Source organism: Duganella sp. Dugasp56 (genome assembly GCF_047304105.1).
Lineage (GTDB): Bacteria > Pseudomonadota > Gammaproteobacteria > Burkholderiales > Burkholderiaceae_D > Rugamonas > Rugamonas hordei.
In genome coordinates this window covers 1-21,958 of record NZ_JBGLYQ010000061.1, presented here as the reverse complement: position 1 = coordinate 21,958, position 21,958 = coordinate 1, and the positions used below count along the sequence as shown (strand labels likewise).

Here is a 21,958-nt window from a genome sequence, read left to right as displayed (position 1 = left end):
CCGACCCTAATTATTATTGTTGAATTTTCTGCTGCATTGCACTACTCTAGCTTTTCGTTAGTCAAATTGCAGTGGAGAGCCCATGAAAGCCCAAGGTCTGTACGATCCGTCCAATGAACACGATGCCTGCGGCGTCGGCTTCGTCGCCCACATCAAGGGCAACAAGAGCCACTCCATCGTGGAACAGGGCCTGTTGATCCTGAAAAACCTCGATCACCGGGGCGCGGTCGGCGCCGATGCGCTGATGGGCGACGGTGCCGGTATCCTGATCCAGATCCCGGACCAGTACTACCGCGACGAAATGGCCAAGCAAGGCATCGAACTGCCGCCGCCAGGCGAATACGGCGTCGGCATGGTGTTCCTGCCGAAGGAAAACGCTTCGCGCATCGCCTGCGAACAGGAAATCGAGCGCGCCGTGCGCGCCGAAGGCCAGGTCGTGCTGGGCTGGCGCAACGTGCCGGTCGACTGCGACATGCCGATGTCCCCTACCGTGCGCGCCAAGGAGCCGGTGATCCGCCAGATCTTCATCGGCCGCGGCGCCGACATCATGGTGACCGACGCGCTGGAACGCAAACTGTACGTGATCCGCAAATCGTCGGGCCACGCCATCCAGGCGCTGAAACTGATCCACGGCAAGGAATTCTTCGTGGCCTCGCTGTCGGCCCGCACCATCGTCTACAAGGGCCTGCTACTGGCGGACCAGGTCGGCGTGTATTACAAGGACCTGCAGGATGCGCGCTGCGTTTCCGCGCTGGCGCTGGTGCACCAGCGTTTCTCGACCAACACCTTCCCTGAATGGCCGCTGGCCCACCCGTACCGCCTGATCGCCCACAACGGCGAGATCAACACCGTCAAGGGCAACTTCAACTGGATGCGCGCGCGCGAAGGCGTGATGAAATCCGCCGTGCTGGGCGACGACCTGCAGAAACTGTTCCCGCTGATCTATGAAGGCCAGTCGGACACCGCCTGCTTCGACAACGCGCTGGAACTGCTGCTGATGGCAGGCTATCCGATCGCCCAGGCGATGATGATGATGATTCCGGAAGCCTGGGAAAATCACGGCACGATGGACGACAATCGCCGCGCGTTCTACGAATATCACGCTGCAATGATGGAACCATGGGACGGCCCGGCCGCCATGGCCTTCACCGACGGCCGCTACATCGGCGGCACGCTGGACCGCAACGGCTTGCGTCCCGCCCGCTACATCGTCACCGACGACGACCTGGTGGTGATGGCGTCGGAATCGGGCGTATTGCCGATTCCCGAATCGAAAATCATCCAGAAATGGCGTTTGCAGCCAGGCAAGATGTTCCTGATCGACCTGGAAGCGGGCCGCATCATCGACGATAAAGAGCTGAAAGACACCTACGCCAACGCCAAGCCGTACAAGGCATGGATCAACGCGGTGCGCATCAAGCTCAACGAAATCAAGCTGAGCGAAAGCCAGCTGGCGCACAACCGCGCCAAGGACGCGGCGCCGGCCCAGGGCGAAAAAGCCGTGCCGTCGCTGCTGGACCGCCAGCAGGCCTTCGGCTACACCCAGGAAGACCTGAAATTCCTGATGGCGCCTATGGCCGCCGCCGGCGAGGAAGCGACCGGCTCGATGGGCAACGACTCGCCGCTGGCCGTCATGTCCAACAAGCTCAAGCCGCTGTACAACTACTTCAAGCAGCTGTTCGCGCAAGTGACCAACCCGCCGATCGACCCGATCCGCGAAGCGATGGTGATGTCGCTGGTGTCCTTCATCGGCCCGAAACCGAACCTGCTCGACACCAACAACGTCAACCCGCCGATGCGCCTGGAAGTGTCGCAGCCTATCCTGGGCTTCGACGACATGGCCCGCCTGCGCGGCATCAGCGCGCATACCGGCGGCAAGTTCAAGTCATATGAGCTTAACATCTGCTATCCGCTGGCATGGGGCAAGGACGGCGTCGAAGCCTGCCTGGCGTCGCTGTGCGCCGAAGCGGTCGACGCGGTCAAGTCCGGCCACAACATCCTGATCGTGTCGGACCGCTCGGTCGGCCCGGACCGCGTGGCGATACCCGCGCTGTTGGCCACCTCGACCGTGCATCAGCACCTGGTCAGCAAGGGCCTGCGCGCGTCCACCGGCCTGGTGGTGGAAACCGGCTCGGCCCGCGAAACCCACCACTTCGCGCTGCTGGCAGGCTACGGCGCCGAAGCGATCCACCCTTACCTGGCGATGGAAACCCTGGTCGAGATGGCGCACGGCATGCCGGGCGACATGTCCGGCGAAAAAGCCGTGTACAACTATATCAAGGCGGTCGGCAAGGGCCTGATGAAGGTCATGTCCAAGATGGGCATCTCGACCTATATGTCCTACTGCGGCGCGCAGATCTTCGAAGCCGTCGGCCTGAACAAGTCGCTGGTCGACAAATACTTCAAGGGCACCTCGTCCAACGTCGAAGGCATCGGCGTGTTCGAAGTGGCGGAAGAAGCGCTGCGCCTGCACAACCTGGCCTTCGGCAACGATCCGGTGCTGGAAAACCACCTCGACGCCGGCGGCGAGTACGCCTACCGCGTGCGTGGCGAAGACCACCTGTGGACCCCGGATGCGATCGCGAAACTGCAGCATTCGACCCGCAGCAACAACTTCTCCAGCTATAAGGAGTACGCCCAGATCATCAACGACCAGAGCAAGCGCCACCTGACCTTGCGCGGCCTGTTCGAGTTCAAGCTCGATCCGACCAAGGCGATCCCGCTGGACGAAGTCGAGCCGGCCAAGGAAATCGTCAAGCGCTTCGCCACCGGCGCGATGTCGATGGGTTCGATCTCGACCGAGGCGCACGCCACCCTGGCGGTGGCGATGAACCGCATCGGCGGCAAATCGAACACCGGCGAAGGCGGCGAAGATCCATCGCGCTACACGATGGAACTGAAAGGCATCAAGATCAAGCAGGGCGAGACCATGGCTTCGGTCATGGGCAAAGAGCAGATGGTGGTCGACATTCCGCTGCAGGCCGGTGATTCGCTGCGCTCGCGCATCAAGCAGGTGGCATCGGGCCGTTTCGGCGTGACCGCCGCCTACCTGAACTCGGCCGACCAGATCCAGATCAAGATGGCCCAGGGCGCGAAACCCGGCGAAGGCGGCCAGCTGCCAGGCCATAAAGTATCTGAATACATCGCCACCCTGCGCTTCTCGGTGCCGGGCGTGGGTCTGATCTCGCCGCCGCCGCACCACGATATTTACTCGATCGAAGACCTGGCCCAGCTGATCCACGACCTGAAGAACGCCAATCCGCGCGCTTCGATCTCGGTCAAGCTGGTGTCGGAAGTCGGCATCGGCACCGTGGCGGCCGGCGTCACCAAGGCCAAGGCCGACCACGTCGTGGTGGCCGGCCATGACGGCGGCACCGGCGCCTCGCCGCTGTCGTCGGTCAAGCACGCCGGCACCCCTTGGGAACTGGGCCTGGCTGAAACCCAGCAGACCCTGGTGCTGAACGGCCTGCGCAGCCGCATCCGCGTCCAGGCCGACGGCCAGATGCGTACCGGCCGCGACGTCGTCATCGCCGCCATGCTGGGCGCCGACGAAATCGGCTTCGCCACCGCGCCGCTGGTGGTCGAGGGCTGCATCATGATGCGCAAATGCCACCTGAACACCTGCCCGGTCGGCGTCGCCACGCAAGATCCTGTGCTGCGCGCCAAGTTCTCCGGCAAGCCCGAGTACGTCGTCAACTACTTCTTCTTCGTCGCCGAAGAGGCGCGCCAGCTGATGGCCCAGCTGGGCATCCGCACCTATGACGAGCTGATCGGCCGGGTCGACCTGCTGGACAAATCCAAGGCGATCACGCACTGGAAAGCCAAGGGCCTGGACTTCAGCAACATCTTCTACTCGCCGGAAGTACCGAACGGCGACTCCATCTACCATACGATGGAACAGGACCACGGCCTGGACAAGGCGCTCGATCACAAGCTGATCGCGCAAGCCAAGGCCGCGCTGGAAAAAGGCGAGCGCGTGTCGTTCATCTCGCCGGTGCGCAACGTCAACCGCACCGTCGGCACCATGCTGTCGGGCGAAGTGGCCAAGCGCTACGGCCACGCCGGCCTGCCGGACGACACCATCCACATCCAGCTGCAGGGCACGGCCGGCCAGTCGGCCTGCGCCTTCCTGGCGCACGGCATCACCATCGACCTGGTCGGCGAAGGCAACGACTACGTCGGCAAGGGCTTGTCGGGCGGCCGCATCATCGTGCGTCCGAACACCGAGTTCCGCGGCTGGGCGGTGAATAACATCATCATCGGCAACACCGTGCTGTACGGCGCGATCAGCGGCGAAGCCTTCTTCAACGGCGTGGCCGGCGAGCGTTTCGCCGTGCGCAACTCGGGCGCCACCGCCATCGTCGAAGGCACCGGCGACCACGGTTGCGAGTACATGACCGGCGGCACCGTGGTGGTGCTGGGCGCGACCGGCCGCAACTTCGCGGCGGGCATGTCGGGCGGCATCGCCTACGTGTACGACCCGGACGGCGATTTCGAAGCCCGCTGCAACACCGCGATGGTGTCGCTGGAGCAGGTGCTGACCGCCAAGGAACAGGAAGCGCACAGCGCGACCTTCCACGTGCAGCACAAGGACCAGGGCCGCGAAGCGGACGAAGTGATCCTGAAGCGTTTGATCGAGCGTCACTTCAAGCACACCGGCAGCACCCGTGCCCGCCTGTTGCTGGACAACTGGGCCGACAGCCGCGGCAAATTCGTCAAGGTGTTCCCGAGCGAATACAAGCGCGCCCTGGCCGAAATGGCCGAGGACGTGGCGAACGAAGCCGCTTCCGCCCAGCCGATCGCAGCCTGAGCCTGACCTGACAGAACAATATTTAAGGATTTATCGTGGGTAAAATCACCGGTTTCATGGAATTCAAGCGTCAGGAAGAGAGCTATCTGCCGCCGGCTACGCGCCTGAAAAACTATTCCGAATTCGTCATCACCCTGACCAATGAGCAGGCCAAGGTGCAGGGCGCGCGCTGCATGGATTGCGGCATCCCGTTCTGCAACACCGGCTGCCCGGTCAACAACATCATCCCGGACTGGAATGACCTGGTTTATCGCGGCAACTACCGCGAGGCGCTGGACACGCTGCACTCGACCAACAACTTCCCGGAATTCACCGGCCGCATCTGCCCTGCGCCGTGCGAGTCCGCCTGCACGCTGGGCATCAACAACGATCCGGTCGGCATCAAGTCGATCGAGCACAAGATCATCGACGAAGGCTGGGAACACGGCTGGGTCGTGCCGCAGCCCGCGGACAAGCAGACCGGCAAGAAAGTGGCCGTGGTCGGTTCCGGCCCCGCCGGCCTGGCGGCGGCGCAGCAGCTGGCGCGCGCCGGCCACGCCGTGACCGTGTTTGAAAAGAGCGACCGCGTCGGCGGCCTGCTGCGCTACGGCATTCCAGACTTCAAGATGGAAAAGTCGCACATCGACCGCCGCATCAAGCAGATGGAAGCCGAAGGCGTGGTGTTCCGCACCAGCGTGCTGGTCGGCAAGGACTTCCCTGCCAACGTCAACAACTGGGCCAAGGAAACCATCTTCCCTGAAGACCTGGCCAAGGACTTCGACGCCGTGGTGCTGGCCGGCGGCGCCGAGCAGCCGCGCGACCTGCCGGTGCCGGGCCGCGAGCTCAAGGGCGTGCACTTCGCCATGGACTTCCTGCCGCAGCAAAACAAGGTCAACGCCGGCGACAAGGTCAAGGACCAGCTGAAAGCCACCGGCAAGCACGTGGTCGTCATCGGCGGCGGCGATACCGGTTCCGACTGCGTCGGCACCTCGAACCGCCACGGCGCCGCCTCGGTGACCCAGTTCGAACTGATGCCTATGCCGCCTGAGCAAGAGAACAAGCCGCTGGTGTGGCCGTACTGGCCGACCAAGCTGCGCACCTCCTCGTCGCACGAGGAAGGCTGCGAGCGCGACTGGGCGGTGGCCACCAAGCGCCTCGAAGGCAAGGGCGGCAAGGTCGAGAAGCTGATCGCCTGCCGCGTCGAATGGAAAGACGGCAAGATGGCCGAAGTGCCAAACTCGGAATTCGAGATGAAGGCCGACCTGGTGCTGCTGGCCATGGGCTTCGTGTCGCCGGTGGCCAACGTGCTGGACGCGTTCGGCGTCGAAAAAGATGCACGCGGCAACGCCAAGGCCACGACCGACGGCGCCGGCTGCTACAAGACATCCGCCCCCAACGTCTTTGCCGCCGGCGACGTCCGCCGCGGCCAGTCGCTGGTGGTGTGGGCGATCCGCGAAGGGCGCCAGTGCGCGCGCGCGGTCGACGAGTTCCTGATGGGCTGTTCCGATCTGCCGCGCTGATTCCCACTAGCGGCACAGCTTCAGCCTGACTCCCTGCCGGGAGCGAGCGGGTGATCCCCGTTCGCTACCCGGTTTTTTTTCGCATCGGCGCTTGTGCGATGCAGCAATAAACCCCGATATGTAACATTTAGTGCCGGGTGTAAATTGCTGACTTTAGGTTCAGTAGTGTTGTATTATCTGCCACTCACCGTCCCTCTCTCTGTCACAAATGAGGGGGGCGCCTGCAGAGATTGACCTTTCTGCACTACAATACGGCATTAAAAATAATGAGTTCAGTCGTGCCTAATCTTGTCGAAATCCGTGATTTACACTTCTCCTATGGAAAGCGCTCGATACTGTCGGGTCTCCAGATGGATTTCCCACGTGGAAAAGTGATCGCTGTCATGGGTGGTTCGGGGAGCGGCAAGACCACGGTATTGCGCCTGATCGGCGGCCAGATCCGCCCGAAACGCGGCCACGTCAAGGTACAGGGCCAGGTGGTGCACAAACTTAATACCGCTGGCTTGTATCTGCTGCGGCGCAAAATGGGCATGCTGTTTCAGCATGGCGCGCTGTTCACCGACCTCACCGTGTTTGAGAACGTCGCCTTCCCGCTGCGCGAGCACACCGATTTGTCGGAAGAGCTGATCCGCAACCTGGTGCTGATGAAACTGCACGCCGTGGGCCTGCGCAACGCCGCCAAGCTGAAGCCGGGCGAAATCTCCGGCGGCATGGCGCGCCGCGTGGCGCTGGCGCGCTCGATCGCGCTCGATCCGGAACTGATCATGTACGACGAGCCGTTCGCCGGCCTCGACCCGATCTCGATGGGCGTCACCGCCAACCTGATCCGCAACCTGAACACCGCGCTGGGCTCGACCACGATCCTGGTGTCGCACGACGTCAAGGAATGCTTCGCCATCGCCGACTATGTGTACTTCCTGTCGCAAGGCAAGATCGTCGCGCACGGCACGCCGGCCGACATGATGGTCTCCACCGACCCTTACGTGCACCAGTTCGTCAATGCGGAAGCCGACGGTCCGGTGCCGTTCCACTATCCAGGCAAGTCCCTGGCCGATGACCTGGGCCTGGGAGCGCAAGCATGAGTTTAAAGAACTGGTTGTCCAAGCTGGGCGCGCCGCTGCGCGACTATGTGGAAAGCATAGGCTACGGCGCCCGCACCTTCGGCAATGTGCTGGGCGTGTCGCCCGGCCTGTTGCGCCGTCCGGGCCTGGTGATCGAGCAGCTGCACTTCATCGGCAACTATTCGATGCTGATCATCACGTTGTCCGGCCTGTTCGTCGGCATGGTGCTGGGCCTGCAGGGTTACTACACGCTCAATAAATACGGCGCCGAGCAGTCGCTGGGCCTGCTGGTGGCGCTGGGCCTGACCCGCGAACTGGGCCCGGTCATCACCGCGCTGCTGTTTGCCGGCCGCGCCGGCACCTCGCTGACGGCCGAAATCGGCCTGATGAAGGCGGGCGAGCAGCTGTCGGCGATGGAAATGATGGCCGTCAACCCGATCCAGCGCGTGCTGGCGCCCCGTTTCTGGGCCGGCGTGATCTCGGTGCCGCTGCTGGCGTCGGTGTTCAGCGCGGTCGGCGTGCTGGGCGGCTGGCTGGTCGGCGTGCAGCTGATCGGCGTCGACGACGGCGCGTTCTGGTCGCAGATGCAGGGCGGCGTCGACCTGTACAAGGATATTTTCAACGGCTTCGCCAAGAGCGTCGTGTTCGGCATCGCGATCACCTTCATCGCCTTGTACCAGGGCTATGAGGCACAGCCGACGCCGGAAGATGTGGCGCGCGCCACCACCCGCACGGTCGTGATTTCATCGCTGATGATCTGGTGGCTGGACTTCATGATGACGGCGCTGATGTTCAGCAAATAAGATTAAGAAAGTGTGAGGAATAGCTATGCAACGTAAATCTCTGGATGTCTGGGTCGGTCTGTTCATCGTCGTCGGCGTCGCCGCGCTGATGTTCCTGGCGCTGAAGGCCGGCAACATGGGTTCCATGTCCTTCGGCAAGTCGTACCCGATCACCGCCAAGTTCGACAACATCGGCAGCCTGCGTCCGCAGGCGGCGGTCAAGGCGGCCGGCGTGGTGGTAGGCCGTGTGGGAGAGATCAAGTTTGATGACAAGAGTTATCAGGCGCTGGTAACCTTGAACATGGAAGAAGGCTACAAATTCCCTAAAGACAGTTCCGCCAAGATCCTGACGGCTGGCTTGCTGGGCGAGCAATATGTCGGCATCGAGGCCGGCGGCGACACCAACAACCTGGCTTCCGGCGACAAGATCGCCCGCACCCAGTCCGCCGCCGTACTGGAAGACCTGATCAATCAATTCATCTACAGCAAAGCTGCAGAGGGAAAGGACAGTAAATGATGCACCGTACTCCGAAATCTCTCCGCGGCGCCGCGCTGGCGCTGGGCGTCACCGTGCTGCTGGCCGGCTGTGCCGGGCCGAACCCGCGCGACCCTTACGAGGGCTTCAACCGCGCCATGTTCAGCTTTAACGACACGGTCGACACCTACGCGCTGAAGCCTGCCGCCACCGCCTACAAGAACGTGCTGCCATCGTTCGTGCAGACCGGCGTGAACAACTTCTTCGGCAACCTGGCCGACGCCTGGAGCGCCGTCAACAACCTGCTGCAAGGCAATGGCCAGGCCGGCATGTCCGACGTGTCGCGCTTCGCGCTCAACTCCACCGTGGGTATCGTCGGCCTGTTCGACATCGCCTCCGAAGCCGGCCTGCAAAAGCACAAGGAAGACTTCGGCCAGACCCTGGGCGTGTGGGGCGTGCCGTCCGGTCCGTACCTGATGCTGCCGCTGCTGGGGCCTTCGACCGTGCGCGACACCGCGGCGTTGCCGCTGGACATCAAGGGCGACATCTGGGCCTACAAGGAACCTGTGTATATCCGCAATACCGGTACCGCGCTACGCGTTGTCGATCAGCGTGCTAACCTGCTGGACGCATCGAGCCTGCTGGAGGACGCTGCGCTGGACCGCTATGAGTTCATCCGCGACGGCTACCTGCAGCGCCGCGAGAGCCAGATCCACCCGGACGATGGCGGTCCTGTCAGGAAAGCTAAAAAAGACGATTCGGCTGAAATCGACACGAAACCTGCCGCTGCGCCGACTGCCGCGACGGAAACTTCGGCACCCGTGTCATCCGAATCGGCGCCAAAAGAGTTAAACTCCGGCACACCGGCTGCGAACAACGCCAGCCTGTGATCCCGAAGAACTTATAAAGGTAAGGCAAAAACATGAAATTGATTAAACAAATTATCGCTTTAGCAACTGTGGCACTGGCGTTCAACGCCCATGCCGCGGCCCCCGCCAACGAAGCGCCGGACGTGCTGGTCAAGCGCATCAGCCAGGACGTGATCGACACGGCCAAGACCGACAAGGCGATCCAGGCCGGCGACACGAAGAAGGTGATGGACCTGGTCGAGACCAAGATCCTGCCCTACGTCGATTCGCAGCGCATGACATCGCTGGCGGCCGGCCGCTTCTGGCGCGAGGCCACCCCGGAGCAGCAGAAGGCATTGTCGGAACAATTCCGCACCCTGCTGATCTACACCTATTCGGGCGCGCTGTCGCAAATCAAGAATGAAACGGTGGAATTCAAGCCGATGCGCGCCGCGGCGGACGATACCGACGTGGAAGTGCGTTCGCAGGTCAACATGACCCGTGGCGAGCCGATTCCGCTGAACTACCGCGTCGCCAAGACCCCGGCCGGCTGGAAGATCTACGACATCAACGTGCTGGGCGCGTGGCTGGTCGAGACCTACAAGGGCACGTTTGCTTCGGAAATCAGCAAGGGCGGCATCGACGGCCTGATCAAGACCTTGACTGAAAAGAACAAGACCTTGGCCAACCGACCGCTGAAAACCGCCACGAAGTAAATCCTTACCTTAAATCCTTGCCGCCATGTCCGAAGCTATCGACAACCTGCAGTCCCTCACGTCCCTGACCGTGCTCAACGCCTCCGCGGCGCTGGAGCGCGGCCTGGCGGCCCTCAAGGCCGGCCAGACCGTGTTCGACCTGCGCCATGTGTTGACGGTCGATTCGGCGGCGGTATCGGTGATGCTGGCATGGCAGCGCGCTGCCCAGGACGCCGGCGTCAAGCTGGAACTGAAAAACCTGCCGCCGGCGCTGCAAAGCCTGACCAAGCTGTACGGCGTGTGCTCGCTGCTGTTCCCGCCGTCGGTCAAGCTGGAAGCGGGCGAGCCCGTGCCGCCCAATCCCCTGCACGAAGAATTCGCCCCGGTTAACGCACCAACCTCGGTCTTCACCCCCAAGACCGGTCTGGCCGACGATACGGCCTCGCACCACCATCATTGACCCCCGCCCTGCCCCCGTCCCCTGTCTTACTCGTTACCTGTTACCCCCGGTAAATGGCCAGTCTGGCTCTGCCGATCCGAATTTCCAATATAATTGAACGTTGCCGCTGCCTGAGAGCCGCGGCGCTTGCACCACCTTCCGCCTTTGGGCATCTACGAGCACCCACGCGCCGGCCCGTGCCGTCGCACCAACTGATAAGTCAAGAATGACAGCGATCCAAATAAGTAATGTCGAGAAGCGCTACAAGTCGCTCCAGGCACTGGGCGGCGTGTCCCTTTCAATCGAAGAGGGCGAGTTTTTCGGCCTGCTGGGCCCCAACGGCGCCGGCAAGACCACGCTGATTTCCATCATCGCCGGCCTGATCCGGCCCGATGCGGGCAAGGTCAGCATCCACGGCCACGACGTCACCGGCGATTTCCGCGCCGCCCGCAAGAAGCTGGGCGTGGTGCCGCAGGAGCTGGTGTTCGACCCGTTCTTCACCGTGCGCGAGACGCTGCGCCTGCAGTCCGGCTATTTCGGCTTGGCCAACAACGACGCCTGGATCGATGAAGTGATGCACAACCTCGACCTGACCAACAAGGCCGACGTCAACATGCGCGCGCTGTCCGGCGGCATGAAGCGCCGCGTGCTGGTGGCGCAGGCGCTGGTGCACAAGCCGCCCGTCATCGTGCTCGACGAGCCGACCGCCGGCGTCGACGTCGAGCTGCGCCAGACGCTGTGGAAGTTCATCTCGCGCCTGAACCGCGAAGGCCACACCGTCGTGCTGACCACCCACTACCTGGAAGAAGCGCAAGCCATGTGCAAGCGCGTGGCCATGCTCAAGAGCGGCAAGGTGGTCGCGCTCGACACCATGGCGTCGCTGATCCGCCGCATCTCCGGCTCGCAACTGACGGTCAACCTGACCAGCGGCGATCTGCCGCAAGACCTGCGCCACCTGGTCACGCACCCGGAAGCGTCCGAGCATGGCAAGAAGTACAGCCTGCGCATCAACGAATACGCCGAAGTCGAAACCCTGCTGGCGCGCCTGCGCGAGTCCGGCGCCGTGATCGACGAAATGCAACTGCAACAAGCGGATCTGGAAGACATCTTCTTGCAGATCATGGACAAGGGCACCGTATGAACTTCATCTCCACCGGCTTCCGCACCCTGGTCTACAAGGAGACGCTGCGCTTCTGGAAAGTGGCCACGCAAACCGTCGCCGCGCCGATCCTGACCGCCATGCTGTACCTGCTGATCTTCGGCCACGTGCTCGAAGGCCGCGTCACCGTCTACACGGACGTCAGCTACACCGCCTTCCTGATCCCCGGCCTGGTGATGATGAGCGTGTTGCAGAACGCCTTCGCCAACTCGTCGTCGTCGCTGATCCAGTCCAAGATCACCGGCAACCTGGTGTTCGTGCTGCTGACGCCCCTGTCGCACTGGGAAATTTTCTCGGCCTACGTGATCGCCGCCATGGTGCGCGGCATCGTGGTCGGCTTCGGCGTGTTCGTGGTGACGGCGTGGTTCGCCCACCTGTCGTTCACGGCGCCGCTGTGGATCGTCGTCTTCGCGCTGCTGGGCGCGGCCATCCTCGGCACCATGGGCTTGATCGCCGGCATCTGGGCCGAAAAATTCGACCAGCTGGCCGCGTTCCAGAACTTCCTGATCATGCCGCTGACCTTCCTGTCCGGCGTGTTCTACTCGATCCACTCGCTGCCGCCGTTCTGGCTGACGGTCTCGCACCTGAACCCGTTCTTCTACATGATCGACGGCTTCCGCTACGGTTTCTTCGGCCAGTCGGACGTCAACCCGCTGGTCAGCGTGAGCATCGTCTCCGCCTTCCTCGTCGCGTTGGCACTGCTGGCGATTCGTTTGCTGCGCAGCGGTTATCGTTTGCGTCATTAATTCCAAGGATATCTCATCATGGCTACCACTCCAGAACTGATCCACGGCTACATCTCGGCCGGCCTCGAATGCACCCACCTCGAAGTGGAGGGCGACGGCCAGCACTTCCAGGCCGTCATCGTCTCGCCAGCCTTCGTCGGCAAGCGTCCGATCCAGCGCCACCAGATCGTGTACGCCGCGCTGGGCGACCGCATGCGCGAAGAGATCCACGCGCTGTCGATGAAAACCCTCACCCCTGACGAATACCAAGGATAAGCAAGCATGGACAAGCTCCTCATACAAGGCGGCAACCGCCTGAACGGCGATATCAACATCTCCGGCGCGAAGAACGCGGCGCTGCCCATCCTGTGCGCCGGCCTGCTGACCTCGGGCGACGTCGAGCTGTCGAACGTGCCGCACCTGCACGACGTGGCGACCATCCTCAAGCTGCTGGGCCAGACCGGCCTGAAAGTGACGCAGGACGGCGACAAGGTCACCTTGAACGGCAGCGCCATCGACAAGCTGGAAGCCCCGTATGAGCTGGTGAAAACCATGCGCGCCTCGATCCTGGTATTGGGCCCCTTGCTGGCGCGCTTCGGCGAAGCCAAGGTCTCGCTGCCGGGCGGTTGCGCCATCGGCTCGCGTCCGGTGGACCAGCACATCAAGGGCCTGCAGGCGCTGGGCGCCGACATCACCGTCGAAGGCGGCTACATCTACGCCAAGTGCAAGAAGCTCAAGGGCGCGCGCATCGTCACCGACATGATCACCGTGACCGGCACCGAGAACCTGCTGATGGCCGCCACCCTGGCCGAAGGCGAGACCGTGCTGGAAAACGCCGCCTGCGAACCGGAAGTGACCGACCTGGCCAACCTGCTGGTCGGCATGGGTGCGAAGATCGAAGGCATCGGCACCAACCGCCTGGTGATCCAGGGTGTGGCCGAGCTGCACGGCGCAAAACACGCCGTCATCTCCGACCGCATCGAAGCGGCGACCTTCCTGTGCGCCGTGGCTGCCGCCGGCGGCGACATCACGATCCGCAACACCCGCGTCGACATCATGGACGCCGCGCTGGACAAGCTGCGCGAGATCGGCCTGCAGATGACCATCGGCGACAACTGGATCCGCGCGCAGATGGACAAGCGCCCGACGCCGGTCACCTTCCGCACCACCGAATACCCGGGCTTCCCGACCGACATGCAGGCGCAGTTCATGGCGGTGAACACCATCGCCGACGGCGCCAGCCGCGTGACCGAAACGATCTTCGAAAACCGCTTCATGCACGTACAGGAAATGAACCGCCTGGGCGCGGCGATTGAAACCGACGGCAACACCGCCTTCATCAAGGGCGTCGAGCAGCTGGTCGGGGCACCGGTGATGGCGACCGACCTGCGCGCTTCCGCTTCGCTGGTGATCGCGGCGCTGGCCGCGCGCGGCGAAACGCTGATCGACCGCATTTACCACCTCGATCGCGGCTACGACCAGATGGAAGTGAAGCTGTCCGCGGTCGGCGCCAATATCAAACGGATCAAATAAATCATGAGCGCATTCCAAGCCAACTCGCAGCTGATCCTCGCGCTGTCGAAGGGCCGCATTTTCGAGGACACGCTGCCGCTGCTGGAAGCGGCCGGCATCACCGTCACCGAGAACCCGGAGACGTCGCGCAAGCTGATCCTGTCGACCAACGATCCCGACGTGCGCGTCATCATCGTCCGCGCCACCGACGTGCCGACCTATGTGCAGCACGGCGCGGCGGACTTCGGCGTGGCCGGCAAGGACGTGCTGCTGGAGCATGGCGGCGAGGGCCTGTACCAGCCCATCGACTTGAACATCGCGGCCTGCCGCATGTCGGTCGCGGTGCGCAACGGCTTCGACTACGAGACCGCCGTGCGCCAGGGCGCGCGCCTGCGCGTAGCCACCAAGTTCGTGCAGACCGCGCGCGAGCACTTCGCCAAGAAAGGCGTGCACGTCGACCTGATCAAGCTGTACGGCTCGATGGAGCTGGCGCCGCTGGTCGGCCTGTCGGACGCCATCGTCGACGTGGTCAGCACCGGCAACACGCTGCGCGCCAACGACCTGAAGGAAGTGGAAGCGATCATGGACATCTCGTCGCGCCTGATCGTCAACCAGGCCGCGCTCAAGCTCAAGCGCGAACGCCTGCAGCCCATCATTGAAGCATTCGAACGCGCCTCCAAAAAGTAAACCATCATGTCGATTCAAATCACCAAGCTCGATTCCACCCAAGCCGATTTCAAAAAGTCCCTGGATGCCCTGCTGGCATTTGAAGCGAGTACCGATGAAGCCATCGAGCGTGCAGTCGCCGGCATCCTGGCCGATGTGAAGGCGCGCGGCGACGCCGCCGTGCTGGAATACACCAACCGCTTCGACCGCATTCCCAACGGCGGCGCCGCCAGCATGGCCGCCTTCGACATTCCGGAAGCGGAACTGCAGGCCGCGCTGGCCAGCATTCCCGAAGCGCAGCGCAACGCGCTGCGCACCGCCGCCCAGCGCATCCGCGTGTTCCACGAGCGCCAGAAGCAGGAGCTGAACGGCTTCACCTACACCGAGCCTGACGGCACGGTGCTGGGCCAGAAAGTCACGCCGCTGGACCGGGTGGGCATCTACGTCCCGGGCGGCAAGGCGGCCTATCCCTCGTCGGTGCTGATGAACGCGATACCCGCGCACGTCGCCGGCGTTGAAGAGATCATCATGGTGGTGCCGACGCCGGACGGCGTGAAGAACCAGATGGTGCTGGCCGCCGCCGCGATTGCCGGCGTCACCCGCGTCATCACCATCGGCGGCGCGCAAGCCGTCGCCGCGCTGGCGCACGGCACCGAGACCATACAGCCGGTCGACAAGATCGTCGGCCCCGGCAATGCCTACGTGGCCGCCGCCAAGCGCAGCGTGTTCGGCATCGTCGGCATCGACATGATCGCCGGCCCGTCGGAAATCCTGATCATCTGCGACGGCACCACCGATCCCGACTGGGTTGCGATGGACCTGTTCTCGCAGGCGGAGCACGACGAACTGGCGCAGGCGATCCTGCTTTGCCCTGACGCGGACTACATCGCCAGGGTCGAAGCGAGCATTATCAAGCTGCTGCCGACGATGCCGCGCGCGGAAGTGATCCGCACGTCGCTGACCGACCGCGGCGCATTGGTGAAAGTGCGCGACATGGCCGAAGCCTGCGCCATCGCCAACAGCATCGCCGCCGAGCACCTGGAAATCTCGGCAGAGAACCCGCAGCAGTGGGCCGACCAGATCCGCCACGCCGGTGCCATGTTCCTCGGCCGCTTCTCGTCCGAATCGCTGGGCGACTATTGCTGCGGCCCGAACCACGTGCTGCCGACCTCGCGCACGGCGCGCTTCTCGTCGCCGCTGGGCGTGTACGATTTCCAGAAACGCTCGTCGATCATTCATGTCAGCGAAGCCGGCGCGCAAACGCTGGGCAAGGTCGCGGCCGAACTGGCCTACGGCGAAGGCCTGCAGGCGCACGCCCGCAGCGCGGAGCTGCGCCTCAAATGACGGACGCCTGGATCAATCAGGTCTTTTGCGAGGATGCGCTGGCCGGCCTGGCGCGCATCCCGGACGGTTCCGTCGACTTGATCCTGACCGATCCGCCGTACAACCTGGGCAAGGACTACGGCAACGACTCCGATTCGCAGACGGTGGAAGAATACCTGCGCTGGACCGAGCAATGGATAGACGCCGCGTTGCCCAAGCTGAAACCCAACGGCAGCCTGTACATCTTCCTGACCTGGCGCTTTTCTCCGGAGATTTTCGTGCTGCTGAAAAAGCGCATGACGATGATGAACGAGATCATCTGGGACCGCCGCGTGCCGTCGATGGGCGGCAGCGTGCGCAGCTACTCGTCGGTGCACGACACCATCGGCTTCTTCGTGCGCCGCAAGGATTACTACTTCGACCTGGACGCGGTGCGCATTCCGTACGACGCCGAAACCAAGAAGGCCCGTTCGCGCTCGATCTTCATCGGCGCCAAGTGGCTGGAAGTGGGCTACAACCCGAAGGATTTGTGGAGCGTGTCGCGCCTGCACCGCGAGCATCCGGAGCGCGCCGACCATCCGACGCAGAAGCCGCTGGAGATCATCGAACGCATGGTCAAGGCCTCGTGCCCGCCGGACGGCGTGGTGCTGGACCTGTTCATGGGCAGCGGCACGACGGCCATCGCGGCCAAGCGCTGCGGCCGCAATTTCGTCGGCTTCGAACTGAATCCCGACTACTGCGCCATCATCGCCGAACGCCTGGCCATGCCGGAAGTGCCGGCACCGCCGGAAAAAAAGAAGAAGTCCCCCGTTAAACGAAGTTCAGTCACCTCATAGGAGCCTTAGTAAGATGTCTTCCATCGACACCCTGGTCAACACCACCATCCGCTCCGACGTGCGCGCCATCGCTGGCTACCACGTCGCCGACGCGAGTGGTTATATCAAACTGGATGCGATGGAGAACCCTTACCACCTGCCGCATCACCTGCGCGAGGAACTGGCCCAACGCCTGACCGACGTCACGCTGAACCGCTACCCGGTGGCCTCCTACGCCACCATCAAGCAGCGCGTGCGCGACACGCTGGGCATCCCGGCCGGCTACGACGTCATGCTGGGCAACGGCTCCGATGAACTGATCTCCATCCTGTGCATGGGCTGCGCGCTGCAGGACCGCCGCGCCGTGGTGCTGGCGCCGACGCCGTCATTCGTCATGTACCAGCGTTCGGCGCAGTTCGCGGGCATGGACTACGTCGGCGTGCCGTTGAAGGCCGACCTGACGCTGGACCTGCCGGCCATGCTGGCCGCGATCGCGCGGCACAAGCCTTCGCTGGTGTTCCTGTCCTACCCGAACAACCCGACCGGCAACCTGTTCGCCGCGGACGACATCGTCGCCATCATCAAGGCATTGGACGAGAACGGCTCGGGGCTGGCCGTGGTCGACGAAGCCTACGAGCCGTTCGCCCAGCAAACCTTTATGCACCGGCTGCCGGAATTTAACAATCTCGTCGTCATGCGCACGGTTTCGAAGCTGGGACTGGCCGGCATTCGCCTCGGCTACATGTCGGCGGCGCCGCAATTGCTGGCCGAGTTCGACAAAGTGCGGCCTCCTTACAACATCAACGTGTTGACGCAGGCAGCGGCCGAATTCGCGCTCGACCACGTGGAGGTGCTGAACCAGCAAGCCACGGCTTTGCGCGCCGCACGCGCCGATCTGATGGCTGCGCTGGCCGCTCTGCCCGGGGTGGAGGTGTTCCCGTCGGCGGCGAATTTTATCTTGATTCGGGTGCCGAATTCCGATGATGCCTACGCGAAACTGCTGTCCCGCAAGGTATTAATCAAAAATGTAGGTAAAATGCACGATGTGCTGGCCAATTGTTTGCGTATCACGGTCAGCACCCCGGAAGAGAATTCCGCCTTCCTCGATGCCTTCGCCGCATCGCTGGCAGCCTAACGTTATCGCCATCGCCACCGCGAGCCTTTCATGAACCGCACCGCAGAAATTATCCGCAACACCAACGAGACGCAAGTCCGCGTTTCCATCAACCTTGACGGCACCGGCAAGCAAAAGCTGAACACCGGCGTGCCCTTCCTGGACCACATGCTGGACCAGATCGCCCGTCACGGCCTGTTCGACCTGGATGTGGAAGCCACCGGCGACATCCATATCGACAACCACCACACGGTGGAAGACGTCGGCATCACCCTCGGCATGGCCGTGGCCAAGGCCATCGGCGACCGCAAGGGCATCGTCCGCTACGGCCATTCGTATGTGCCGCTGGACGAGGCGCTGTCGCGCGTGGTGCTGGATTTCTCCGGCCGGCCAGGCATCGAATACCACATTCCATTCACGCGCGCGATGATCGGCACCTTCGACGTCGACCTGACGCTGGAGTTCTTCCGCGGCTTCGTCAACCACGCGCTGGTCACGCTGCACATCGATAACCTGCGCGGCACCAACGCGCACCATCAATGCGAGACGGTGTTCAAAGCATTTGGCCGCGCGCTGCGCATGGCGTCGGAGCTGGACCCGCGCGCCGCCGGCACGATCCCATCGACCAAGGGCAGCCTGTAACATCACATCATCATGAAAAAAATCGTAGTAGTTGATTACGGCATGGGTAATCTGCGCTCGGTCGCGCAGGCCCTGCGCGCCGTCGCGCCCGATGCCAATGTGCTGATCTCCGGCGAAGTCGCCGATATCGAAACCGCCGACCGCATCGTCTTGCCCGGCCAGGGCGCCATGCCGGACTGCATGCGCAGCCTGCGCGAATCCGGCGTGCAGGACGCGCTGCTGGTGGCGGCGAGGACCAAGCCGTTGATGGGCGTGTGCATCGGCGAGCAGATGCTGTTCGACGGCAGCGAGGAAGGCAACGCCGCCGGCCTCGGCCTGTTGCCGGGCAGGGTCGTGCGCTTTCAGCTCGACGGCCAGGTGCAGGAAGACGGCTCGCGTTTCAAGGTTCCGCAAATGGGCTGGAACCAAGTGCGCCAAACGGCGTCTCACCCGATGTGGCAGGATATTCCCGACGACAGCTATTTCTATTTCGTGCACAGCTATTTCGCCCAGCCCGGGCTGGCCGAGCACACCGTGGGACAGACCATCTACGGTGCGGCGTTCAGCTGTGCCGTCGCACGTGATAATATTTTTGCGACACAGTTCCACCCGGAGAAAAGCGCCGCCACCGGACTGCAGTTGTACAAGAATTTCGTTCACTGGAACCCTTGATTTCATTTACCCCTAAATTTACTTAAACCATCATGCTGCTCATTCCTGCCATCGACCTCAAAGACGGTCACTGCGTTCGCTTGAAACAAGGCGATATGGAACTCGCCACCGTATTCTCCGAAGATCCGGCCGACATGGCCCTGCATTGGCTGAAGCAGGGTGCGCGCCGCCTGCACCTGGTCGACCTGAACGGCGCCTTCGCCGGCAAGCCGAAGAACGAAGGCGCGGTCAAGGCCATCCTCAAGGTGGTGCAGGAGTACGCCGAGGAAAACGGCCTGGACGAGATTCCGGTGCAGCTGGGCGGCGGCATCCGCGACCTCGACACCATCGAGCGCTACCTGGACGCCGGCATCAGCTACGTCATCATCGGCACCGCCGCCGTGAAGGAGCCCGGCTTCCTGCACGACGCCTGCGGCGCCTTCCCCGGCCACATCATCGTCGGCCTGGACGCCAAGGACGGCAAGGTCGCCACCGACGGCTGGAGCAAGATGTCCGGCCACGAGGTCATCGACCTGGCCAAGAAATTCGAAGCCTACGGCGTCGAATCGATCATCTACACCGACATCGGCCGCGACGGCATGATGGGTGGCGTCAATATCGAGGCCACCGTCAAGCTGGCGCAAGCGGTCAAGATCCCGGTCATCGCCTCGGGCGGCCTGCACAACCTGGGCGACGTCGAAGCGCTGTGCGCGGTACAGGAAGAAGGCATCGAAGGCGTGATCTGCGGCCGTTCGATTTACGAGGGCACCATCGACCTCGCCTCGGCCCAGCTGCGCGCCGACGAGCTCAGTGGAGATCTGCTCGAAGAAGATACGGAAGAATAAAGTCAAATACCATGCTCGCTAAACGCATCATCCCCTGCCTGGACGTGACCGACGGCCGCGTCGTCAAAGGCGTCAATTTCACCGAGCTGCGCGATGCCGGCGACCCGGTGGAAATCGCCCGCCGCTACGACGAACAGGGCGCCGACGAACTGACCTTCCTCGACATCACCGCCACCAGCGACAACCGCGGCCTGATCCTGGACATCATCGAAGCCGTCGCTTCGCAGGTGTTCATCCCGCTGACGGTGGGCGGCGGGGTGCGCGAAGTGGCCGACGTGCGCCGGCTGCTCACCGCCGGCGCCGACAAGGTCAGCATGAACTCGTCGGCCGTAGCCAATCCGCAGCTGGTGTACGACGCCTCGCAAAAGCACGGCTCGCAATGCATCGTGGTGGCGATCGACGCCAAGCAGGTTGCGCCCGGCAAGTGGGAAGTGTTTACGCACGGCGGCCGCAAGGCCACCGGCATCGACGCCATCGAATGGGCGAAGAAGATGGAACAGCTGGGCGCCGGCGAAATCCTGCTGACCAGCATGGACCGCGACGGCACCAAGTCCGGCTTCGACCTGGGCCTGACGCGCGGCGTGTCCGACGCGGTCGGCATCCCGGTGATCGCCTCCGGCGGCGTCGGCGGCTTGCAGGACCTGGCCGACGGCATCAAGCTGGGCAAGGCCGACGCGGTGCTCGCCGCCAGCATCTTCCACTACGGCCAGCACACGGTGCAGGAAGCCAAGCGTTTCATGGCGCAGCAGGGCATTCCGATGCGCCTGGTTTAAGAGAATTCTATGTCGACTACCGCAAGCGCCCTGGCCAAGGCTAAATGGCTGAAGAAAATCCAATGGGACGAGCACGGCCTGGTGCCGGTGATCGCCCAGGAAGCCGGCAGCAACGACGTGCTGATGTTCGCCTGGATGAACCGCGAGGCGCTGGCCAAGACGGTCGAGCTGGGCGAAGCCGTGTACTGGAGCCGCTCGCGCAAGAAGCTGTGGCACAAGGGCGAGGAATCCGGCCATGTGCAGAAGGTGCTGGAAATCCGCCTCGATTGCGACGAGGACGTGGTGCTGCTGAAAATCGAGCAGGCCGGCGGCATCGCCTGCCATACCGGCCGCCATTCCTGCTTCTTCCAGAAGTTCGAGGGCGACGCGCTCGAGGGCGACTGGCAGGCCGCCGAGCCCGTGCTGAAGGATCCTGCCGACATCTACACTCCGGCCACGGTGGCAAAAACCAAGACAAAGAAATCGACATGAGCACTATTCTCGACCGCTTGGCCGATCTGATCGAGTCGCGCAAACTGGTCAACGGCGGCGATCCCGACAAGTCCTACACCTCCAAGCTGTTCGCCAAGGGCGACGACGCCATCCTGAAGAAAATCGGCGAGGAAGCCACCGAAACCGTGATGGCCGCCAAGGATGCGCGCGCCGGCGGCGACAGCGGCAAGGTCTTGTACGAAGTGGCCGACTTGTGGTTCCATACGCTGGTGCTGCTGGCCCAGTTCGACCTCAAGCCGCAGCAGGTGCTCGACGAGCTGGCGCGCCGCGAAGGCGTCTCCGGACTCGAAGAAAAAGCTGCCCGCAAGGAATAACCCCCACTCACGGAGCCGTTGTGGATAACTGCCTGTTTTGCAAGATAGCTGAAAAGAAAATCCCCTCGTCCATCGTCTACGAAGACGAGGACTTGCTGGCGTTCAAGGACATCAACCCTGCCGCGCCGGTGCATTTGCTGGTGATTCCGAAGAAACATTTCTCGTCCTTGTCGGACTGCAGCGCCAACGAAGCCCCGTTGCTGGGCAAAATGCTGGCGCTGGCGCCCCGGCTGGCGGAGGAATCCGGTTGCGCCCGCCGCGAAGCCCCCCCCCGAGAAGTAGACCACCACCCGCAGTTTTGGCGTTGGGGACATGGGCGGGGTGCAGACGTTAAAGTAA

The 21,958-nt window shown here is 63.1% G+C and carries 23 protein-coding genes; all 23 read left to right on the top strand.

Annotated elements, in window-relative coordinates; genetic code table 11:
* Positions 1-82: 82 nt before the first annotated feature.
* Positions 83-4,810 carry a glutamate synthase-related protein gene (locus ACCD07_RS29285; RefSeq protein WP_176653353.1) on the top strand — a complete coding sequence of 1,576 codons (4,728 nt, stop codon included), beginning with the start codon at positions 83-85 and terminating at the stop codon, positions 4,808-4,810.
* A gap of 35 nt (positions 4,811-4,845) precedes the next feature.
* Complete coding sequence (locus ACCD07_RS29280) at positions 4,846-6,309, top strand: glutamate synthase subunit beta (RefSeq protein WP_176653354.1); 1,464 nt, start codon at positions 4,846-4,848, stop codon at positions 6,307-6,309.
* A gap of 278 nt (positions 6,310-6,587) precedes the next feature.
* On the top strand, positions 6,588-7,391 hold the full coding sequence (locus ACCD07_RS29275; RefSeq protein WP_176653358.1) for an ABC transporter ATP-binding protein: 804 nt from the start codon (positions 6,588-6,590) through the stop codon (positions 7,389-7,391).
* Positions 7,388-8,173, top strand: a complete 786-nt coding sequence (gene mlaE, locus ACCD07_RS29270; RefSeq protein WP_176653359.1) for a lipid asymmetry maintenance ABC transporter permease subunit MlaE — start codon at positions 7,388-7,390, stop codon at positions 8,171-8,173. The genes ACCD07_RS29275 and mlaE overlap by 4 nt, the downstream gene beginning before the upstream one ends.
* A gap of 25 nt (positions 8,174-8,198) precedes the next feature.
* Positions 8,199-8,669, top strand: coding sequence for an outer membrane lipid asymmetry maintenance protein MlaD (gene mlaD, locus ACCD07_RS29265; RefSeq protein WP_176653360.1), 471 nt, complete (start codon positions 8,199-8,201; stop codon positions 8,667-8,669).
* Entirely contained in the window at positions 8,666-9,517 is an 852-nt protein-coding gene (locus tag ACCD07_RS29260) for a VacJ family lipoprotein (protein WP_176653361.1), read from the top strand. Before mlaD ends, ACCD07_RS29260 begins: the two co-directional genes overlap by 4 nt.
* Positions 9,518-9,549: 32 nt before the next feature.
* Positions 9,550-10,191, top strand: a complete 642-nt coding sequence (locus tag ACCD07_RS29255; protein ID WP_176653362.1) for an ABC transporter substrate-binding protein — start codon at positions 9,550-9,552, stop codon at positions 10,189-10,191.
* Positions 10,192-10,216: 25 nt separating this feature from the next.
* Positions 10,217-10,630, top strand: coding sequence for a lipid asymmetry maintenance protein MlaB (locus ACCD07_RS29250; RefSeq protein WP_413449379.1), 414 nt, complete (start codon positions 10,217-10,219; stop codon positions 10,628-10,630).
* 205 nt (positions 10,631-10,835) lie between these two features.
* Complete coding sequence (locus ACCD07_RS29245; protein ID WP_176653363.1) at positions 10,836-11,750, top strand: ABC transporter ATP-binding protein; 915 nt, start codon at positions 10,836-10,838, stop codon at positions 11,748-11,750.
* Positions 11,747-12,514, top strand: a complete 768-nt coding sequence (locus tag ACCD07_RS29240) for an ABC transporter permease (protein WP_176653364.1) — start codon at positions 11,747-11,749, stop codon at positions 12,512-12,514. Before ACCD07_RS29245 ends, ACCD07_RS29240 begins: the two co-directional genes overlap by 4 nt.
* An 18-nt stretch (positions 12,515-12,532) precedes the next feature.
* Positions 12,533-12,769: a BolA family protein gene (locus tag ACCD07_RS29235; RefSeq protein WP_176653365.1), complete on the top strand. Its 237-nt coding sequence runs from the start codon at positions 12,533-12,535 to the stop codon at positions 12,767-12,769.
* Positions 12,770-12,775: 6 nt separating this feature from the next.
* Positions 12,776-14,026: a UDP-N-acetylglucosamine 1-carboxyvinyltransferase gene (gene murA / locus ACCD07_RS29230; RefSeq protein ID WP_176653366.1), complete on the top strand. Its 1,251-nt coding sequence runs from the start codon at positions 12,776-12,778 to the stop codon at positions 14,024-14,026.
* 3 nt (positions 14,027-14,029) lie between these two features.
* Positions 14,030-14,692 carry an ATP phosphoribosyltransferase gene (gene hisG / locus ACCD07_RS29225; RefSeq protein WP_176653367.1) on the top strand — a complete coding sequence of 221 codons (663 nt, stop codon included), beginning with the start codon at positions 14,030-14,032 and terminating at the stop codon, positions 14,690-14,692.
* 6 nt (positions 14,693-14,698) lie between these two features.
* Positions 14,699-16,015 carry a histidinol dehydrogenase gene (gene hisD / locus ACCD07_RS29220; RefSeq protein ID WP_413449378.1) on the top strand — a complete coding sequence of 439 codons (1,317 nt, stop codon included), beginning with the start codon at positions 14,699-14,701 and terminating at the stop codon, positions 16,013-16,015.
* Positions 16,012-16,830 carry a DNA-methyltransferase gene (locus ACCD07_RS29215; protein WP_413449377.1) on the top strand — a complete coding sequence of 273 codons (819 nt, stop codon included), beginning with the start codon at positions 16,012-16,014 and terminating at the stop codon, positions 16,828-16,830. Before hisD ends, ACCD07_RS29215 begins: the two co-directional genes overlap by 4 nt.
* A gap of 13 nt (positions 16,831-16,843) precedes the next feature.
* Positions 16,844-17,944 (top strand): histidinol-phosphate transaminase, encoded by a 1,101-nt coding sequence (gene hisC / locus ACCD07_RS29210; protein WP_413449376.1) that lies wholly within the window; start codon positions 16,844-16,846, stop codon positions 17,942-17,944.
* A 30-nt stretch (positions 17,945-17,974) separates the two neighbouring features.
* A complete protein-coding gene (gene hisB, locus ACCD07_RS29205) occupies positions 17,975-18,565 on the top strand; it encodes an imidazoleglycerol-phosphate dehydratase HisB (protein ID WP_090324507.1) in 591 nt (196 codons plus the stop codon).
* 12 nt (positions 18,566-18,577) lie between these two features.
* Positions 18,578-19,216, top strand: a complete 639-nt coding sequence (hisH, locus tag ACCD07_RS29200) for an imidazole glycerol phosphate synthase subunit HisH (RefSeq protein WP_413449375.1) — start codon at positions 18,578-18,580, stop codon at positions 19,214-19,216.
* Between the two features lie 32 nt (positions 19,217-19,248).
* Positions 19,249-20,040, top strand: a complete 792-nt coding sequence (gene hisA / locus ACCD07_RS29195) for a 1-(5-phosphoribosyl)-5-[(5-phosphoribosylamino)methylideneamino]imidazole-4-carboxamide isomerase (RefSeq protein ID WP_176653372.1) — start codon at positions 19,249-19,251, stop codon at positions 20,038-20,040.
* Between the two features lie 11 nt (positions 20,041-20,051).
* Positions 20,052-20,813, top strand: coding sequence for an imidazole glycerol phosphate synthase subunit HisF (hisF, locus tag ACCD07_RS29190; RefSeq protein WP_413449374.1), 762 nt, complete (start codon positions 20,052-20,054; stop codon positions 20,811-20,813).
* A gap of 9 nt (positions 20,814-20,822) precedes the next feature.
* Positions 20,823-21,284, top strand: coding sequence for a phosphoribosyl-AMP cyclohydrolase (gene hisI, locus ACCD07_RS29185; protein ID WP_176653374.1), 462 nt, complete (start codon positions 20,823-20,825; stop codon positions 21,282-21,284).
* Entirely contained in the window at positions 21,281-21,619 is a 339-nt protein-coding gene (locus tag ACCD07_RS29180; protein WP_176653375.1) for a phosphoribosyl-ATP diphosphatase, read from the top strand. Before hisI ends, ACCD07_RS29180 begins: the two co-directional genes overlap by 4 nt.
* Positions 21,620-21,639: 20 nt before the next feature.
* Positions 21,640-21,958: HIT domain-containing protein (locus ACCD07_RS29175; RefSeq protein WP_413449373.1), on the top strand; the 319-nt coding region annotated here is incomplete at its 3' end.

Excerpts from the sequence above, each read along its gene's own strand:
- hisC (WP_413449376.1), top strand. The coding sequence starts at position 16,844 with ATGTCTTCCATCGACACCCTGGTCAACACCACCATCCGCTCCGACGTG.
- hisI (WP_176653374.1), top strand. The coding sequence starts at position 20,823 with ATGTCGACTACCGCAAGCGCCCTGGCCAAGGCTAAATGGCTGAAGAAA.
- ACCD07_RS29240 (WP_176653364.1), top strand. The coding sequence starts at position 11,747 with ATGAACTTCATCTCCACCGGCTTCCGCACCCTGGTCTACAAGGAGACG.
- ACCD07_RS29250 (WP_413449379.1), top strand. The coding sequence starts at position 10,217 with ATGTCCGAAGCTATCGACAACCTGCAGTCCCTCACGTCCCTGACCGTG.
- ACCD07_RS29215 (WP_413449377.1), top strand. The coding sequence starts at position 16,012 with ATGACGGACGCCTGGATCAATCAGGTCTTTTGCGAGGATGCGCTGGCC.
- hisA (WP_176653372.1), top strand. The coding sequence starts at position 19,249 with ATGCTGCTCATTCCTGCCATCGACCTCAAAGACGGTCACTGCGTTCGC.
- ACCD07_RS29235 (WP_176653365.1), top strand. The coding sequence starts at position 12,533 with ATGGCTACCACTCCAGAACTGATCCACGGCTACATCTCGGCCGGCCTC.
- ACCD07_RS29180 (WP_176653375.1), top strand. The coding sequence starts at position 21,281 with ATGAGCACTATTCTCGACCGCTTGGCCGATCTGATCGAGTCGCGCAAA.
- hisG (WP_176653367.1), top strand. The coding sequence starts at position 14,030 with ATGAGCGCATTCCAAGCCAACTCGCAGCTGATCCTCGCGCTGTCGAAG.
- mlaD (WP_176653360.1), top strand. The coding sequence starts at position 8,199 with ATGCAACGTAAATCTCTGGATGTCTGGGTCGGTCTGTTCATCGTCGTC.
- hisH (WP_413449375.1), top strand. The coding sequence starts at position 18,578 with ATGAAAAAAATCGTAGTAGTTGATTACGGCATGGGTAATCTGCGCTCG.
- hisD (WP_413449378.1), top strand. The coding sequence starts at position 14,699 with ATGTCGATTCAAATCACCAAGCTCGATTCCACCCAAGCCGATTTCAAA.
- ACCD07_RS29245 (WP_176653363.1), top strand. The coding sequence starts at position 10,836 with ATGACAGCGATCCAAATAAGTAATGTCGAGAAGCGCTACAAGTCGCTC.
- ACCD07_RS29255 (WP_176653362.1), top strand. The coding sequence starts at position 9,550 with ATGAAATTGATTAAACAAATTATCGCTTTAGCAACTGTGGCACTGGCG.
- ACCD07_RS29285 (WP_176653353.1), top strand. The coding sequence starts at position 83 with ATGAAAGCCCAAGGTCTGTACGATCCGTCCAATGAACACGATGCCTGC.
- mlaE (WP_176653359.1), top strand. The coding sequence starts at position 7,388 with ATGAGTTTAAAGAACTGGTTGTCCAAGCTGGGCGCGCCGCTGCGCGAC.
- hisF (WP_413449374.1), top strand. The coding sequence starts at position 20,052 with ATGCTCGCTAAACGCATCATCCCCTGCCTGGACGTGACCGACGGCCGC.
- ACCD07_RS29260 (WP_176653361.1), top strand. The coding sequence starts at position 8,666 with ATGATGCACCGTACTCCGAAATCTCTCCGCGGCGCCGCGCTGGCGCTG.
- murA (WP_176653366.1), top strand. The coding sequence starts at position 12,776 with ATGGACAAGCTCCTCATACAAGGCGGCAACCGCCTGAACGGCGATATC.
- hisB (WP_090324507.1), top strand. The coding sequence starts at position 17,975 with ATGAACCGCACCGCAGAAATTATCCGCAACACCAACGAGACGCAAGTC.